Raw genomic sequence first — 14,752 nt, 5'->3', positions numbered from 1 at the left:
CATCTCAGCCAACACAAGCGGTCCGCAATGTTTGCTTTTGGACCTCAATGCTGCGGTTGTAGTCTGAATTCCCGTCATTCGCTGCAACCGCTAAATCCGTGCCCAGTCTAACTCACGGTCTGCGGACAAAGCACCAATTTGCTGCGGCTGCGCCAATGGCCGCTTTCGGATTTGATCAAAAACGCATAGGCTAAATTATGTAATTAGTAGTTTGGGTACGAACTATTCCAAACGCCACGGCACAGTGACCCCGTCATCCTCAAAATATTCTGGTGCTCTCCAACGAAAAATCGTTTCCGAGTGAGCGTCTAACTCTTTCATCAACGGCGGAATAGCGTTCCTTGAAAAAATAGTCCCATCGCCCACTGGCTGCGACGTAAAGGTCAAATCTAGGAAAAACCCGACGGGATTGATCTTTTTAGGATCCAGCAAAGCGTCCGCCAAATCTGTGTTCTCGAAATTGAAATTTTCAAAAACCTGGTCGGCTTCGGACGCATCCCAACCCGAGATGATGGCATAGGCCTTCGTCAAAAGGATTTCTTGTTCGGTCGCAAAGGCATACTCATTATCCTCGCTAGGTACGCCAATCTCATCAAGCCTATCTAGGATAGCGCGAACAGCTTGATATCTACTCGCTGAGTTAGCGGCGACAAGCATTTGAACCCTTGCCTCACTTGCTTCGCTCAATTCCAACCCAGCATTTAGCTTCCCAAAAGGAGTCGTGCTGCCATCTACAGCCTTGTTGTCACTAGAGAGGCCCATTGCTTTGGGGGTTTCTTCTTGGAAATACTTGTTAACTTGATCGGCGATTGAGGCGGCAGCTGCGACAAACTTAAGAAATTTTACTACGTTGTCGATACGTCCTCCTTTGTTTGCCTTATCAATAATTGCGTCAACTTGTTCTTTTGATGTGCGAAGCCGTGAGTTCACTCTCTTCCACTCCTCATCATGCGATGAGATAAGCCTATCTAGCTCTTCTGAATCAACGATGCTTTGTAATACATAAAATTGATTTGCTCTGCGGAAGCCCAGCATTATGTCCAGCTCAGGCTGACCGGCGAGAATAGCTTTCGCACGGCAGTAATCCGGGAACCTTGCACATTCAGCACTTTCGGCGTTGGCTGTCCCCGTAGGAGCAAGTGTGACTGTAAAACAAGCTAAAGACAGCAAACCCCTCATGATGGCACACCTATCTCACCAAAGTATCGGTCAAGCTCATTGTACGCCTTGGAAACTTCAGTTTGATATTGAAGTAGTACGCCATACGCTTCAGCCAATCTGTTATGCTTTTCGGCGGAATCGTGCGCTGATTTAACATGTTCAACATATTTTCTTTCGTTGACGTTGGGTCTCCCAATTACTTTAGTTGAGCAGGCTGAACCTGATGCATCGTTCCCGCCCGCGGTGAAAACCACTTCGGGTCTGGCCGGCACTCTCAACCAGTTCAGATTCTTCTCTCCAGCTTCAAATGTATCAACAAAAATTTGCACTCGCGAGTTCATGGTTCCAGTTGGAACAAAGTTTTTTCGATCATGATCTAAGTGCTTTTTCTTCTTTGACTCGTTTTCATGTATGGAAAACAAATTGTTTAAGTTAAGTGCGGTATGCCCTGGGCTGATTTCGCTGGAGGCAGCACCTGCCTTTCCCCACACACGAGCTGGATAGCCGAAGCTGATGCATCTGTTGAGATAGTAATTGCCGTCAGCAAGCGTTGCTGTAGAACCGGCTTTTATCGGAAACTCTGCAAGGTGAGTGGCTACATTTGCCTGCTCCTTCAAGTAGCGGGAGCCTTCGGTCGCAATCAGGGCAGCCAGACTATTTGCTTGGTCACCTTTTTTATGGAATTCAAGAAGGTCGCTGTAAAACGTTCTTAGGTGGCCAAGCTGTTCGGGCTTTCCTCCCAAGATCACATGCATTGCGACCTCTGTGATCGCCGAGCCAGCAAGAGCAATAAGGGAAAACCCAGAATAGAACCTCAGTTCATTGCGAAGCCCTTGCAACTTAGCTTGGTGCAGTAGAGTCTTATCCTTTAGAAGACTATACGCTCCTGCTTCGTCGTCACCATCCAGCGCAGACTCAAACACCTTTAAGTCTTCGGCGAAAGCATTGACAATTGATATCAGCTCCCGGTTGAGGCGCCGTTCATTTCCCTCTTCTATCTCTTTTCGAACTTGTGCTGGTAACGCGCTAACACGCTCCAATGTTTCTAAAATCAACATTTCAAGTTGATCCAGTTTTTGATGCACTTCCAAAATTGCTTGATATGACTGGTATGCAAGGCCAGCGGCGGAACTGGAACTGCTAGAAAACATGCTCAAAGCTGAAGCTGCAATAGTGGCGACTTTTGCAACAGCTGCGAGCGTTATAACAAATGCGTTAGCTGGTGTAGAGGATGCTAACACAAGGGTGGAAGCTGCTAAGACGCTAGCGCTGGCCGAGCCTAAGAAATCTCTTCTGTTCATAGTATCGAAATCCTTTTTATAACCAACGACAGCTTGATACTCCGAAATGCGACTTTGTATCTTCTAACCCCATCTTACATTCATGAAGCATATTCTCGCTAGGGGTGAAATATTGGCCAAAAATCATCTCCCTTTGCGATGCTCAGCGCAAAGTGTAACAAGTAAACGACCGTTAACTTGATACACCGCGTGGCTGCTACAGCAGACATTCGCGCATTGTGCAGCATCCGGTACACTGGGCTCACTGCGGACCTCGGATGCGCCGCAGCATCAACCCAATATGGCGTGCGAGGCGAAGCATGGACGGCCCATTGCTGATGCCCAAGAAGCTTCGTATCGCTGCGGCGCAGCTTTCGGATAGCGGACCTTGAGATTTGGGTTAGTGTCATCGGTTTTGGCTTGAGAACCCTTCCGGATTGTGAAGTGACAATGTCTTTGGTGGGGAGCGCAAACGATCTTTACTTGCCAGTTGATTTCTCGTCCGGCAGACTTGCTCAGCGTCAATTCAGGATTCATTGCGGTTTTTGCAAGGCTGCTTTCTTGACTCTTATAATGACCTGAATTTCCACTCGGAGAGATGACTTTGACAAAAACAGCTGTCCTGCTCCTATGCGCAACGTTCTTAGTAATTGGACTGACAATCGGTTCTAGCATCCATAGCGGCGAAATAAGTGAATTTTATGTAGAGTATGGCGGTTTAGTTTTAGTCACTGTGATCACAATTCTCTTGATCGTTGCGGTGATTTTATATGTTGGCGTATCAATTGCCCGTTCCAGGCTACAGTTTTTCTCCGGAGAAGACGACGAACTGTCTGAAGATCAGACAGCAGCAAGCCTGGTCGACTTGTTTAACCCCAAAAGCACTTTTGCAGAAAAAACTAGATTAGAGGTTTTGCGGAAGGTCTCCGTGAGCTTGATCGGCTGGCTGCTGAAGAAGGAAGCAGCGCGCTTATACTTTGGTTTTTCCGCTGCGGTGTTGGGCGGGATGATCGGCGTGGCTACTGTAATGCTGCTAGCTGAACAGAATAGAAAACTTGAGCGTCAAAACGAGAGAATACTATTGCAAACAGACGCCAATATTGCGCAAACAATTTTGCTTGAAGGGGTGCGAAGAGCTTCCGCCAACGAGGAATTCTTAGAGCTACTAAGCGAAATCAATTCAGCGGCAAGCAGCGAACTTGAAGAATGCACAAGTCACCGTAACGCATACGACGACGCTGCTAGAGATCAACCTTGCTGGATGAATGACGGCATTAGAGGTGATCAGCGAAGATATGTCTTCTTAACTCCCGAACTAAACGCACGCATAGATCAGTTCGCGAGGCGGAGTGAGCCCTACATGGTTGCGTTGCCTCAATCTCGAACAATAGACTTTGATCTACCGCTTCGAGGACAATTTCGCTTTGTTTTTTTAAGCCCAGAACGAGGTCAATTGTTTGAAGCACTTATCCAGAACGACGTGCGTATTCGTAGTGGTGACTATTCCTTCGCTCAATTGGATGGAAGTGATCTAAGTGGTGCCTACGTAACAGGAGCCAACTTATCGAGTGCGAGCCTTATCGAGGCGCAGTTGCATCGAGCGATATTCGCAAGCGTTGACTTTTCTTTGGCTGACCTCACTGGTGCTTATGTAGGCGAGGCTTACGTGCACGACTCGAGTTTCGCCGGTGGTCTTCTTACGGAGGCCAACTTTCATGGCTCAACTATTGGTCTAGGGCGCTTCAAAGGTGCCGATATGCGCAGGGTCAATTTCTCCTATTCTGATATTGGCGAAAGTGACTTTGCTGAAGCTCAGCTAGATGATGCAAGCTTTAGCGGAGTGCATTTTCTTTTGACTGACTTTTCTGATGCCTCGGTTGAGGCCACTGACTGGTCTGATGCGTGGGCGTGGTCAGACGAAGCTCCAATCGGCCTTCAGTCTCCGCCGCCGCTTTATCTATGCAACCCAGAAGTAAGGCTGAATACCGAGACCCCCGATTTGAAAGATTGTGACCTGCTCCCCTGAAACGTCCGGTGTTTTTGGTTAGCCTGTTCTTCAAGAGGGAGACAGAAGATGAAGAGAAGCCGTTTCAGCGAAGAACAGATCATTGGGATTTTGAAAGAGCATCAAGCGGGACTTGGCGCGAAGAAACTGTGTCGCAAGCACGGCGTTAGCGATGCGACGTTTTACAAATGGCGGTCCAAGTATGGCGGGATGGAGGTTTCCGACGCGAAGAAGCTAAAGGCGCTTGAAGCCGAGAACGCTAAGCTGAAGAAGCTTTTGGCTGAACAGATGATGGACGTATCGACGCTCAAGGAGATGTTGGGAAAAAACTTTTGAGGCCCGGTGCGCGACGCAGAGCTGCGAACTGGGCCATGACAGAGAAACGGTACAACCAGAAGCGCGCCTGTGCGTTAGCTGGGATTGATCCGCGTGTTTATCGCCGAACATCCAAGCGACCAACAGATACCGATTTACGCGGTCGGCTAAAGGAGCTGTCTTCAGAACGGCGGCGCTTTGGATATCGTAGATTGCACATCCTGCTGAAACGCGAGGGATGGCAAGTGAATTGGAAGAAGCTGTACCGGATCTACCGCGAGGAAGGGTTAACCGTTCGTAAACGGGGCGGTCGCAAGCGCGCAGTGGGCACAAGGACACCGATGGCGATCCCGCAGGGGTCCAACCAACGCTGGTCGCTCGACTTCGTGTCGGACAGTCTGTCTTGTGGTCGTCGTTTCCGCATTCTCAACGTGATCGACGACTTCAGTCGAGAGTGTCTGGCGGCTGTGGTCGATACGTCTTTGTCAGGCGAGAGGGTTGCCCGTGAGCTGGACCGGATCGCCGAAATGCGTGGATACCCCTGCATGGTGGTCAGCGACAATGGAACTGAACTGACCTCAAATGCGATCCTGAAGTGGCAGGAAGACCGCAAGGTTGACTGGCATTACATTGCACCCGGCAAGCCCATGCAAAATGGATTTGTCGAAAGCTTCAACGGGCGCATGCGGGATGAATGTTTGAATGAGCATCTGTTCGACAGCCTCCGCCATGCCCATGATCTAATTGCGGCATGGCGCATCGACTTTAACCAACACCGCCCACATTCCAGCCTCGCTGGCATGACACCAACCGAATATGCTAACCAGTCGATCAAGGACCAAAACCTGAACAGAGCTAACCTAAATTAGCGGACTCAATGGGGAGCAGGTCACACTTGTTGTGCCAAATCGGATTCCATGCAGTCGTGAAAATGGACGACATGCAGTGCGTCATTGGAATACGCACCTTATGTGCCACATTCGCTCTCAAGTCAGACCTTAGTGCAATTAAGGATGCCTTCGATGTTCTTTTCAGGTTGCCAACGACCGCTTTAGAGAAAGATCTCCAACGACTTCGCGCCAGCAGCGATTGACGGCTTCCCGCCCGCCTAACAGCACCGTGTCACTTCCCAATAGCGGGACGATTGGTGTCTCAATCACCTGACTTTGAAGACCTATCTGAAGCCGCTCGCTCGACTTCCCCGACAAACTCTGTGAGTGAAATGCCCAGTTCACGGCAGATTGCATCCATCACGGTCAGGGTGGGCTGTCTCCGACAGGTTTCCAAGAACGAGATGTAGCTTGTGGATAGATCCGTGCGGAACGCGAGTTCCTCCTGCGACAGGTTTGCCGCTTTCCGTTTTTCGCGAAGTGTCCGTGCATAGGCTGCCATCAAGGCTTGGTTTTTCCGTTCCATCCTAACTCTGCCAGGGAACGGCGCGAATAACTCTAATGTCTATAGTAACAGTTTACTATAGTCACAAAACTGAAACTGGAATTTTGAAGCGAAAGTGCGATCCGGGACCGCTGGCGCGACCCTCATTCATCCGAGAGAGCACAAACTGACAAAGGAATTTTGTTTGGTGGATGCAAAGCTGCACATAATTACACTGCTTGGATTCAAGGGGGGTGCCGGACGGACCACGAGTGCTGCGGCACTGGCATATGGGCTAGCATCACTCGGATATCATGTCGCCCTGATCGACGCCGGACACGCGGTTCCTTTGCAAGAACGCGTTTTATCTGAAAGCCGTGGGCGTGGGGCACCGCCGGAAGAAAGCTTGCTTTTCAAGTGGGCCGACTGCTTGCCACCAGATGCCATTTTAGACGGTCACAATCAGTACATCCGTGCGACGACGACAGCATACCTTGGGGCAGTAATTGACCAACTTAGGTTGGAGGGTTGGGATTACGCCATTATCGACACGCCAGCCCATCAAACTGCTGCTGTATTTGAGGCTGCCGGACAATCTTCGCTTTTGATTGTCCCGGCCCGGACATCCTCCGACGCCATTGTCGTTCGAGAAGCGTTGCCTGCCGAATTCATGGATAGGCACCACACTCTGAGATGTCTTGTGGCAGGGACAGATCGACCGAGTGACGTTCGTAATGCATTCGCGCCGCTGACGGTACTGCGGACGGAATTGCCCCATGATACCGCATCCACCAGTGTCGTTCCCATATCGGCCTCAAGCGGTGAATGGCAAATATGTTGCTCGCGCCTCGCCCGCGAAGTCGCCGAGTTGGCGGCACCGCGCGAGCAGATAAATTTCCCCACGCAAGTAGGGCTTTTTGCAACATGAACGTAGAGCGTGGTCAGTTGAAGGTGGTTCGCGGCGTCGTAACCGCTTGGAAAGAGCAATTGCATTCAGTCCACGTAGACCGATCCTCTGGGTATGGAAAAATCAACAAGACTCCTGAGCTGTGGTTGCGCGATGCAACGGGGCGAGAGCGTCAGTTTCAGGGGGATTTGTCTGACGCCGCGCAGCCGGGGCATGATGTCGCCGTCGTTATCCGTCGAAGTAACGCAAAACCAATTGCCTTTGCCAACATGACGACCGGGATTGTTCATGAGGGCCGTGACCTGACCGTTCAAACATCTGTTCAGGCGCGTTTGTTGGATACATTCGCGTTCAGTCTGCTCTGTGCTTTACCGGGGCTTTTCCCGTGGTTCGCAATCCTCGACGCGATAGGGCTTGGTGACAGCGCGTTCTCGGCTCCAGCACTACAAATCTACGTCGTGGTCTTGGTCGCAGGTGTCTATGCCGGGCTAACGATCTGGTCTAAAGGTTATGCAGAGCGCACAGAAAAGCTTCGATCCGAGATGGACCGTTTGATTGCGCGGACTGAACCGGCCATAGATGACAGACCAATCCAATGAGCAAAGAAAGCAAATTCCTCTCGCGTATCTTGCGCCACGAGCCAGAACTGGTCGGGTTAAGTCTTGGCCTCGGCGGGTGGGTGCTAGTGGACGACCTCCTGCGGGGCATAAAACGAACTGGCCGCACCCTCAAACGCGAAGAACTGGACCGCATTGTTGCTGAAAGTGACAAGCGCCGGTTCACCCTATCCGAAGACGGCCGCCGCATCCGCGCAGCCCAAGGGCATTCTGTTGATATTGATCTTGAGTTGCCGGAAGCTGTGCCGCCGAAGATGCTTTATCACGGTACGGCAAGCGCCAATCTTGATGCAATCTGGGCGGAGGGCTTGCTTCCCGGTCGACGTCGTCACGTACACCTGTCACCGGACGTGGAAACCGCCATCAAAGTCGGTACACGCCACGGTCGCCCTGTTGTTCTGACCGTCGCAACCGGCCGTATGCAGTCAGATGGCAAGGCATTCTGGCAAGCTGACAACGGTGTCTGGCTTACCAATGCCGTGGCTCCTGAATACCTCGGATTTGCCTGATGGTTTGGCAGCTTATCCAAAACGGCAAAGTGATTTGTCAGCATGACTTGAAACGCATGTGTGTGATCGAAGCCTTCGAACGCGGGTTTGTTCAGCGACCTAGCCGTCGCGATTTTGTAGATGATGAACCGATGCCAGACCTAATGTTCGAACCTGGGGTTACAATTGAGCGTCGGTCCGGTTAGCTGACTGGTAAACGCAATGCGCGATTCAAATATTGATCTCAACCTTAATTTCTTTCTTGGACAGAATCAGGGCTGTCACAGGCCGACCTAGCGGCGAGAATCGGTAAGCCGCCCACCTTCGTGGGCAAGTATGAGCTAGGTGAAAAGCGGCTGGAAACGATTGAGCTGATAATAATTTTGCGTGAGCTAAATTCAGAATTCAACACCTTGTGGATTTGTACAAACGCTCATCTGCCAAAAGAGCTTTAGGTAAAACATGACAGGTATATGTGGTTAAACAGTCTTTTTCGTCACATTAAGTAGCTTCCAAAACCGCGCCGAACATTGGTTTAAGCCCAGATATGTATTTTACTACAATAGCTTAGGTGTTTTCAAACACACTTGCTTTTTTGCCTAAAACCAGCCCATCAATAGTTTACTAGGGGTAATTGGGCCGGCAAATCTGATGATTGCATCAAGTCATGTAAACAAGCGCGAGCTAATTAAGGCGCAGCTTCGAACACGTGGAATTTCATTGAGCCAAATTGGAAGAGAGCTCGGCTTGAAGCCGTCAACGGTCTCATCTGTCTTGGCCGGAGCCCGTTCGCTCAAAGTCGAGCAAGCAATCGCTTCCGCGCTGAATACCAAGCCCGAACTTATATGGCCTGAGAGGTATCCAAAAATGAGGTAGAAAAAAGAAAAACCGCCTTAAGCACAGCAATGCTTCGGCGGCTTCCTTTGTTAGTTATCGATGTGGCGTCGACAGCTAACTGTCTTCAATAACCCGAGCAATGTCAAGGCGGCTGTGTCCGTCAACGATTGCGCTCGTCCTTAAAGGAGTTGGCATGCTTACAAGTATACAGCGACGGGCCCGTCTGATCTTACAGGGCCGCCTAAACAACACCGAAATTTCAGAGCTTACAAACAGTTCGCGCAACACCGTCCGAGAATGGCGAAAGAGAATAGGGGAACTGCAGATAACTTTAGAGGATATTGTAGACCTCGACGACCTAGACATCCGTAAGATAGTCACACCCGGAGCCTTCAAGAGAGCGCATAAGTTTGAGAGTCCTGATTGGGAACAGGTCCTATTTGAACGAAGCGAGCGTGGCGTAAAGGGTAAAACACTTTATCGCGAATATATCGCAAAGGTGCCAGAACACTCCCGTGCTATGTCGCGGACAACATTCTATCGCACTATTCGCAAACACGCTGCGGACAAAAAAGTCACGATAGCGTTCGATTACGAGCCCGGCGAAATGTTACAAGTCGACTTCGTGGGGCGGAAAAAAGCCAAGCAACCTATCCTAGTCGATGAAAAAGGTATGGAGCGGGACTACGAAATCTTCTGCGCGGTCAGTGCAAAAAGTCGCAGAATGTATGTTGTTGCCATTGAGAGCCAAGCAAAGCTACCTGTATTGGCCGCTTTCGTTTCAATGCTTGAATTTTTTGATGGTGTTCCAGTGTTGGTCACAATCGACAACTTCAAGGCGGCAGTTGCCATACCGCGATCTTCAAAATGCGACGCAAGGTTGACGCCTGAATTCCAAGAATTGGCTGATCACTACAGGTTTGGACTTAAAGCAGTGCGGGTCAGAAAACCAAAATACAAAGCAATCGTAGAAAACGGCGTTGGCATCACACAGGACGATATTTTGGCCCCACTCCGAAATAGGCGGTTTCTTTCTCTGGCGGAACTAAACCAAGCAATTACCGAGTTGCTAGCGGAGGTAAATAGTCGCCCATTGTCAGTTCAGCCCTATAAAAGTCGAGATGAATTATTTAGCACTGAGGACTGGCTCGGCTTTCAGCCAATGCCTTCACATCCGTTTGAACCGGGTCGATGGATTCTGAAGGTTAGAGCTGGCTTAGACTATCATGTGTTGGCTGAGGGAACACGATACTCACTGCCCTTTCGTCTAGCAAACGAGCTCACAAATATAAAACTCACACCGACGACAGTTCACATTTCCCACGGTGGTCGCACAGTTGCGACACACCTTCGGCAGGATAATGCGCGGCGCAAGATAACAAACCCAAAGCATATGCCCGTTGCGCATCGACATGCAGCAATGACGCGCCTCACCGGTATGAAGAATTGTGTCCGTGAGATAGGTTCTTCAGCTGAAAAGCTGATTGATATGCACTTTCGAACAGGAAGGAGCCCAGCGAAGACGGCAAAAAACGCAATTAGACTCAGTGCCCTGACAGATCAATATCCAACCGAACGAGTTGCGGCAGCCTGCGACAGAGCCATTACGGTAGGAAAACCTTCCGCTAAGACTGTCGAAAACATTCTGGCATCCGGTTTAGACACCATGAGTGATGAGTCTTTAGATCCTCCCGAGCTGCCGGAACCGCAAGAGAATGTTCGCGGTGCGTCGTACTACGCATCGCTGCTGCAATTCCAGCTGGGAGGTAAAGGGGATGTCTAATGCCCAGATTTTTGAAATATTGCATGCCTTGCGTCTACCCGGTTTCCGCGAGGAGCTAGAGCATCAATTGCAGCATCCAAAGTATTCGGAGATGCCAATACAGGACAGGATCCTGCGTATGTTGCAGGCAGAGACTGAAAGGCGATACAACAATAAAATTGACCGCCTGATGAAGGCAGCGCGCTTCAAGTACCAAGCAGAGCCGGAGGAAGTAAACTACCGAAACGACCGTAATCTTGACAAGTCTGAGATGCTCGCACTGTTGAAATGTGACTGGATCAGAAGGCGCCAAAATATCCTTCTTTCCGGCGCTTCAGGCACTGGTAAGACATGGCTCGCTTGCGCACTGGGTGTCTCGGCCGTGAGGAACGAGATGGGTGTACGATATGTTCGTGCCAGCCGCCTCGTGGAAGAGGTTATGTATGCGCGCCTCGACGGTAGCATCGCAAAATTCAGAGCCAAAATATCTCGATTGGAACTGCTGATTATTGATGATTTCGCTCTGAGCCCGATGAAAAAACAGGAGCTAAATGATCTCTTTGAGATTATTGAAGACCGCGCAGTGCAAAGCTCTACGATTGTGATCGCACAGCGATCTCCACAGGAATGGTATGATTACATCGGTGACCCATTGCTGGCGGATGCGTTCATGGACCGTGTTCGAAGCAACGCCCATGTTCTTTTGTTGGAAGGCAAATCCATGCGATGACATTAGAGCGCGCGTTCCTATTAAGATCGCGCGCTCAATCAGTTGAGGCTGCACAGCTCAATCTGATGGGGTTTTGCAACAAAACCTTTCTCGTGGTCACACCCTTGCTGAACCTGATGATATTCTCGAAAACACGCGCAAACGGCTTGGGCTTGTCGAGGATTTACCTGCGTCGATTATGGATGATGCCGTCAAGCTGGGAATTGCGGTCCGCCTTGGCCCTTTTGTACAACCTGCGGGGGCGGCATGGATGGAAGCTGAAACAACCCTGAAATTGCGAAAGATGGCTGGATCGGAACCGTGCTCAAACCTGGAGTTTGTTGCTCCTGATCTGTCGTCGATTGTAGCAGTCGTCGAAGAATATTTGAGTGAACTGCGTTTTGGATTGACAAGGATGCAGATAGAGGCGGTGTATGCCGCACACAAGCATCGATTTATGTGTTTAGGAGGATATGCCGGATCCGGCAAAACTACTGTCCTTGAGGCTGTTTGCGCCACCATGGAGACGCTTGGCCGAAACCCCATTATCATTACACTTAGTGGTCGTGCAGCACAGCGGGCTACTGAGGCTACTGGACGAAAAGCTATTACGATTGCACGATTTCTTATGGATGGAATGCCATTGGGTGCCCGAGATTTGCTCGTCATAGATGAAGCCTCAATGGTTGCTCTCCCCGATATTTGGCGTATTTTGCAAAAAATCGGGGATTCGAGCCTAATTATGTGTGGTGATCCAGCTCAACTTCCACCGATAAGCTTTGGACTCGTCTTCTCTGTTCTGATTGACTTGGACGATATTCCTTCAGTCTTGCTTGATCGCGTAATGCGCCAAGATGAGACAACAGGTATCCCTGCAATTGCCGAAGGAATTCGTCATGGTACTATTTCTATGCTCCCAGCTTATAAGGGTGTGCAGGCTGGTGTCAGCTTTATCCAAAGCGATCCCTCTGACGTGATCGCGATTTTGGAAAACATCAGAACCGATGCGGACGTAGCAGGCCTTGGACGCGGAGATCTCCAAATAATCGGCGCAGTAAAGGCCGGTGCTGCTGGCGTGAATACAATAAATCGCCATTTCCACGAAGGCGCACTTTCCCACGGCTGCAAAGCATGGCCGCACCATCGACATGTTTGCGTAGGCGAGCCATTCATTTTCAAAAAAAATGACACTAATCGTGGTTTAACGAATGGCTCAATGGGGTACTTTGAGGGCGTCGAGGGGAACTCGATCTTGGTCGAGGTCGATGGCCGCGCAGATAAATTGCGTATAAGTGATTGGAGTAATGTCGATCTGGCGCACGCCATAACAGTGCACAAGAGCCAAGGATCCCAATGGGACGTGGTTGTTATTCCGATTTTCGATAGCTTTGTCCTTGACCGATCGCTCGTTTACACGGCACTCACGAGGTCAAGAACCCAAACTATTTTCGTAGGGAAGTGGAGTGCACTTCAAACGGCGGTTGAAGCAGAATCAAAGGCGAGGGATCGCAAAATCGGATTCCCGCTTTGGTTGAATCTTGCCGGGAAAAGTGATTTTTTTGAACTCCTTAGATGAAAGGGAAACCTCATATCTTGCCAAGCCTTGCCAATATTCTTGTGTAGTACTAAGTACGCCAAGCGTGGGAGTGTAGCTCAGTTGGTTAGAGCTGTCCGCTCATAACGGATCGGTCGGGGGTTCAAGTCCCTCCTCTCCCACCACAAAGAACTGGCGTATGGTAGTCTTTACATAGTAAGTTGAGTTTTTGTTTGCATTTAGGGATCGCATTCGACCTGGACTCCAAATGACGCAATCCAAGGCCCCCACGTCTCTCTCGTGGATCCAAGAATGTTGAGGGAGTTTGGATCCCTGCGCAGCCATTCCTCCAAGAGCGCCAATCGCAAATTCTCATATGCGTCATTCCAAAATTCTTGTTGTGTTTCAAATGGATGGGAATTGGGTGTTTCGTATCCGTCCGGTCAGCCTGCGTCGTGATCGTTTTGTGCCTTCCAGACCCACGGCATGAGTTCATCGATGCGGTTGATCTTGTGATCCGGCAGCCGCTGCAGCACCCATGTGAGCCAGGCTTCGGGATCGACGTTGTTCATCTTGGCTGTTTCGATGACGGTGTAAGCGATGGCGGCATCCGCCGCCCATCGGATAGCGTGATGTCGACGCGTTGCGCTGAAACCCGGACATCCGGCGCAGGCGGCGCAAGCGGAGACAATGCCTCAGCCTCAATCTCAACCGGCAGAAATGCCGCCTCTGTCTCTGCGCAACCATCATCGGTGGCAGCCGGTGTAAACCGGGGATCGCGAAGCCATTTGTGGATCAGATTGGTGTTCATCGAATACCGGCGTGCCACCTGCGCGACCGATACGCCCGGTGCCCGTGCCTGAGTACAGATCGAACGCTTCTCCTCATCCGACCAAAACCGCTTCTTCTGACCCTTCTTCCCAGCCATAGAGTGCCCCATGATGTCCACTATCGATGGTGGACACTATCAGAACTCTCGATCAGCCGGCAGAGCAGGCACACCGGACGGATACGGTGTTTCGAATTTGCCTGAGCAGCCTTCGGGAAATTCTTTTTGGGCGAGTTCGAGACGCCACCCACCGAACGCGTCTTCTCTAAGAAACAAGGCTTTGAGATTGCTTGGTTGAATGACATTGAACGCCTCAGTGCCTGTGCTCGCCACATGTAGAAAAAGTATCTGAAGCAACTCAAGGCCGCTCGGTGGGTTTTCAGCGGCTTTCTTAAGCATTGCAGGGAGATGGTTTTTGAGGCGGGTTGATTGCTCAATGGCATCGGAATACTCATTTGTTTTTTCTACTTTGTTTTGTGCATGCATAGTTTTTTCCAATTCCTTTTGGATCGCCGAATCCAGATTTGATACCCCGCCATTTGCAGCGGATAATCAGGAACTGGGGTCACTTAAAAATTTCGGAAATAGAAAAATGGAGATTTCAAGTATTCTACCGTTTATACTCCTTCTATGGTCGAAAATTGCACCAAGAACGGATGCCATTAGTTGCCTCTGGTCGTGTTTCCGGAATACCAAGTATCCAAGTAGACGCATTTCTATTTCAGGGTTTGCCAAAGCTGTCCGGCCAAAATGCTGCACCGAAACGTTCTAAACCGATCTTTGAGGCACCCACTCACGCCGCAACTGGCCTCCCGATGCATGAAATGAGAACCGCAATCCGCGAGCGCAAAAGAAGAATTGCGCATGGGTTGTTCACTCTATCACCACAATTCAACTTTACCGCGTTGAATCATAGACTTGATCCGTGCCATGA

General features: G+C 50.2%; 16 protein-coding genes, 1 tRNA gene and 1 pseudogene. 12 read left to right on the top strand and 6 right to left on the bottom strand.

The annotated features are described in order from the left end of the window. Positions 1-222: 222 nt before the first annotated feature. Both V6N04_RS03855 and V6N04_RS03850 read right to left on the bottom strand, forming a co-directional pair. Positions 223-1,179 carry a hypothetical protein gene (locus tag V6N04_RS03855; RefSeq protein ID WP_371168812.1) on the bottom strand — a complete coding sequence of 319 codons (957 nt, stop codon included), beginning with the start codon at positions 1,177-1,179 and terminating at the stop codon, positions 223-225. Further along, positions 1,176-2,462, bottom strand: coding sequence for a hypothetical protein (locus V6N04_RS03850; RefSeq protein ID WP_371168811.1), 1,287 nt, complete (start codon positions 2,460-2,462; stop codon positions 1,176-1,178). Before V6N04_RS03850 ends, V6N04_RS03855 begins: the two co-directional genes overlap by 4 nt. 583 nt (positions 2,463-3,045) lie before the next feature. Between V6N04_RS03850 and V6N04_RS03845 the strand changes: the two genes are divergently transcribed. After that, a complete protein-coding gene (locus V6N04_RS03845; RefSeq protein ID WP_371168810.1) occupies positions 3,046-4,467 on the top strand; it encodes a pentapeptide repeat-containing protein in 1,422 nt (473 codons plus the stop codon). 48 nt (positions 4,468-4,515) lie between these two features. Beyond that, a protein-coding gene (locus tag V6N04_RS03840; RefSeq protein ID WP_371168809.1) for an IS3 family transposase occupies positions 4,516-5,630 on the top strand; the annotation gives its coding sequence in 2 pieces (ribosomal slippage) (positions 4,516-4,765 and positions 4,765-5,630; 1,116 coding nt in all). Positions 5,631-5,913: 283 nt separating this feature from the next. Here the strand turns inward: V6N04_RS03840 and V6N04_RS03835 are convergent. Continuing rightward, entirely contained in the window at positions 5,914-6,177 is a 264-nt protein-coding gene (locus V6N04_RS03835; RefSeq protein WP_371168808.1) for a helix-turn-helix domain-containing protein, read from the bottom strand. A gap of 166 nt (positions 6,178-6,343) precedes the next feature. Between V6N04_RS03835 and V6N04_RS03830 the strand changes: the two genes are divergently transcribed. From V6N04_RS03830 to V6N04_RS03785, 10 genes are all read left to right on the top strand, one after another. Next, positions 6,344-7,063 (top strand): AAA family ATPase, encoded by a 720-nt coding sequence (locus tag V6N04_RS03830; protein WP_371168807.1) that lies wholly within the window; start codon positions 6,344-6,346, stop codon positions 7,061-7,063. After that, the gene (locus V6N04_RS03825; protein ID WP_371168806.1) at positions 7,060-7,641 is read left to right on the top strand and encodes a hypothetical protein; all 582 of its coding nucleotides are present in this window, start codon (positions 7,060-7,062) and stop codon (positions 7,639-7,641) included. Before V6N04_RS03830 ends, V6N04_RS03825 begins: the two co-directional genes overlap by 4 nt. After that, positions 7,638-8,168: an RNA 2'-phosphotransferase gene (locus tag V6N04_RS03820; RefSeq protein WP_371168805.1), complete on the top strand. Its 531-nt coding sequence runs from the start codon at positions 7,638-7,640 to the stop codon at positions 8,166-8,168. The genes V6N04_RS03825 and V6N04_RS03820 overlap by 4 nt, the downstream gene beginning before the upstream one ends. Then, positions 8,168-8,353: a hypothetical protein gene (locus V6N04_RS03815; protein ID WP_371168804.1), complete on the top strand. Its 186-nt coding sequence runs from the start codon at positions 8,168-8,170 to the stop codon at positions 8,351-8,353. The genes V6N04_RS03820 and V6N04_RS03815 overlap by 1 nt, the downstream gene beginning before the upstream one ends. A gap of 72 nt (positions 8,354-8,425) precedes the next feature. Beyond that, positions 8,426-8,602 (top strand): helix-turn-helix domain-containing protein, encoded by a 177-nt coding sequence (locus V6N04_RS03810; protein WP_371169163.1) that lies wholly within the window; start codon positions 8,426-8,428, stop codon positions 8,600-8,602. Positions 8,603-8,798: 196 nt separating this feature from the next. Then, positions 8,799-9,023: a helix-turn-helix domain-containing protein gene (locus V6N04_RS03805; RefSeq protein WP_371168803.1), complete on the top strand. Its 225-nt coding sequence runs from the start codon at positions 8,799-8,801 to the stop codon at positions 9,021-9,023. A gap of 154 nt (positions 9,024-9,177) precedes the next feature. After that, entirely contained in the window at positions 9,178-10,767 is a 1,590-nt protein-coding gene (gene istA, locus V6N04_RS03800; RefSeq protein ID WP_371168802.1) for an IS21 family transposase, read from the top strand. Then, on the top strand, positions 10,760-11,476 hold the full coding sequence (istB, locus tag V6N04_RS03795; RefSeq protein ID WP_371168801.1) for an IS21-like element helper ATPase IstB: 717 nt from the start codon (positions 10,760-10,762) through the stop codon (positions 11,474-11,476). The genes istA and istB overlap by 8 nt, the downstream gene beginning before the upstream one ends. A 73-nt stretch (positions 11,477-11,549) precedes the next feature. Next, on the top strand, positions 11,550-13,031 hold the full coding sequence (locus tag V6N04_RS03790; protein WP_371168800.1) for an ATP-dependent DNA helicase: 1,482 nt from the start codon (positions 11,550-11,552) through the stop codon (positions 13,029-13,031). Positions 13,032-13,097: 66 nt separating this feature from the next. After that, positions 13,098-13,174, top strand: a tRNA-Ile gene (locus V6N04_RS03785). Positions 13,175-13,432: 258 nt separating this feature from the next. On the opposite strand, the pseudogene V6N04_RS03780 reads toward V6N04_RS03785, so the two are convergent. The 3 genes and pseudogenes from V6N04_RS03780 to V6N04_RS03770 all read right to left on the bottom strand — a co-directional run. Further along, positions 13,433-13,597 (bottom strand): annotated as a pseudogene (locus V6N04_RS03780) (transposase domain-containing protein); the annotation flags it as partial. Further along, a complete protein-coding gene (gene tnpA / locus V6N04_RS03775) occupies positions 13,558-13,917 on the bottom strand; it encodes an IS66-like element accessory protein TnpA (protein ID WP_371168799.1) in 360 nt (119 codons plus the stop codon). The pseudogene V6N04_RS03780 and the gene tnpA, both read right to left, overlap by 40 nt. A gap of 39 nt (positions 13,918-13,956) precedes the next feature. Then, a complete protein-coding gene (locus V6N04_RS03770) occupies positions 13,957-14,304 on the bottom strand; it encodes a hypothetical protein (protein WP_371168798.1) in 348 nt (115 codons plus the stop codon). Positions 14,305-14,752: the final 448 nt, after the last annotated feature.

This window comes from Aliiroseovarius conchicola (genome assembly GCF_041403445.1).
In the GTDB taxonomy this organism is placed as follows: domain Bacteria; phylum Pseudomonadota; class Alphaproteobacteria; order Rhodobacterales; family Rhodobacteraceae; genus Aliiroseovarius; species Aliiroseovarius conchicola.
This window is presented reverse-complemented; position numbering and strand designations above follow the sequence as displayed.

What these genes read in the sequence shown, in the direction of transcription:
- V6N04_RS03855 (WP_371168812.1), bottom strand. Translation starts at nt 1,179, where the DNA reads ATGAGGGGTTTGCTGTCTTTAGCTTGTTTTACAGTCACACTTGCTCCT.
- V6N04_RS03850 (WP_371168811.1), bottom strand. Translation starts at nt 2,462, where the DNA reads ATGAACAGAAGAGATTTCTTAGGCTCGGCCAGCGCTAGCGTCTTAGCA.
- V6N04_RS03835 (WP_371168808.1), bottom strand. Translation starts at nt 6,177, where the DNA reads ATGGAACGGAAAAACCAAGCCTTGATGGCAGCCTATGCACGGACACTT.
- V6N04_RS03825 (WP_371168806.1), top strand. Translation starts at nt 7,060, where the DNA reads ATGAACGTAGAGCGTGGTCAGTTGAAGGTGGTTCGCGGCGTCGTAACC.
- V6N04_RS03820 (WP_371168805.1), top strand. Translation starts at nt 7,638, where the DNA reads ATGAGCAAAGAAAGCAAATTCCTCTCGCGTATCTTGCGCCACGAGCCA.
- V6N04_RS03815 (WP_371168804.1), top strand. Translation starts at nt 8,168, where the DNA reads ATGGTTTGGCAGCTTATCCAAAACGGCAAAGTGATTTGTCAGCATGAC.
- V6N04_RS03805 (WP_371168803.1), top strand. Translation starts at nt 8,799, where the DNA reads ATGATTGCATCAAGTCATGTAAACAAGCGCGAGCTAATTAAGGCGCAG.
- istA (WP_371168802.1), top strand. Translation starts at nt 9,178, where the DNA reads ATGCTTACAAGTATACAGCGACGGGCCCGTCTGATCTTACAGGGCCGC.
- istB (WP_371168801.1), top strand. Translation starts at nt 10,760, where the DNA reads ATGTCTAATGCCCAGATTTTTGAAATATTGCATGCCTTGCGTCTACCC.
- tnpA (WP_371168799.1), bottom strand. Translation starts at nt 13,917, where the DNA reads ATGGCTGGGAAGAAGGGTCAGAAGAAGCGGTTTTGGTCGGATGAGGAG.
- V6N04_RS03770 (WP_371168798.1), bottom strand. Translation starts at nt 14,304, where the DNA reads ATGCATGCACAAAACAAAGTAGAAAAAACAAATGAGTATTCCGATGCC.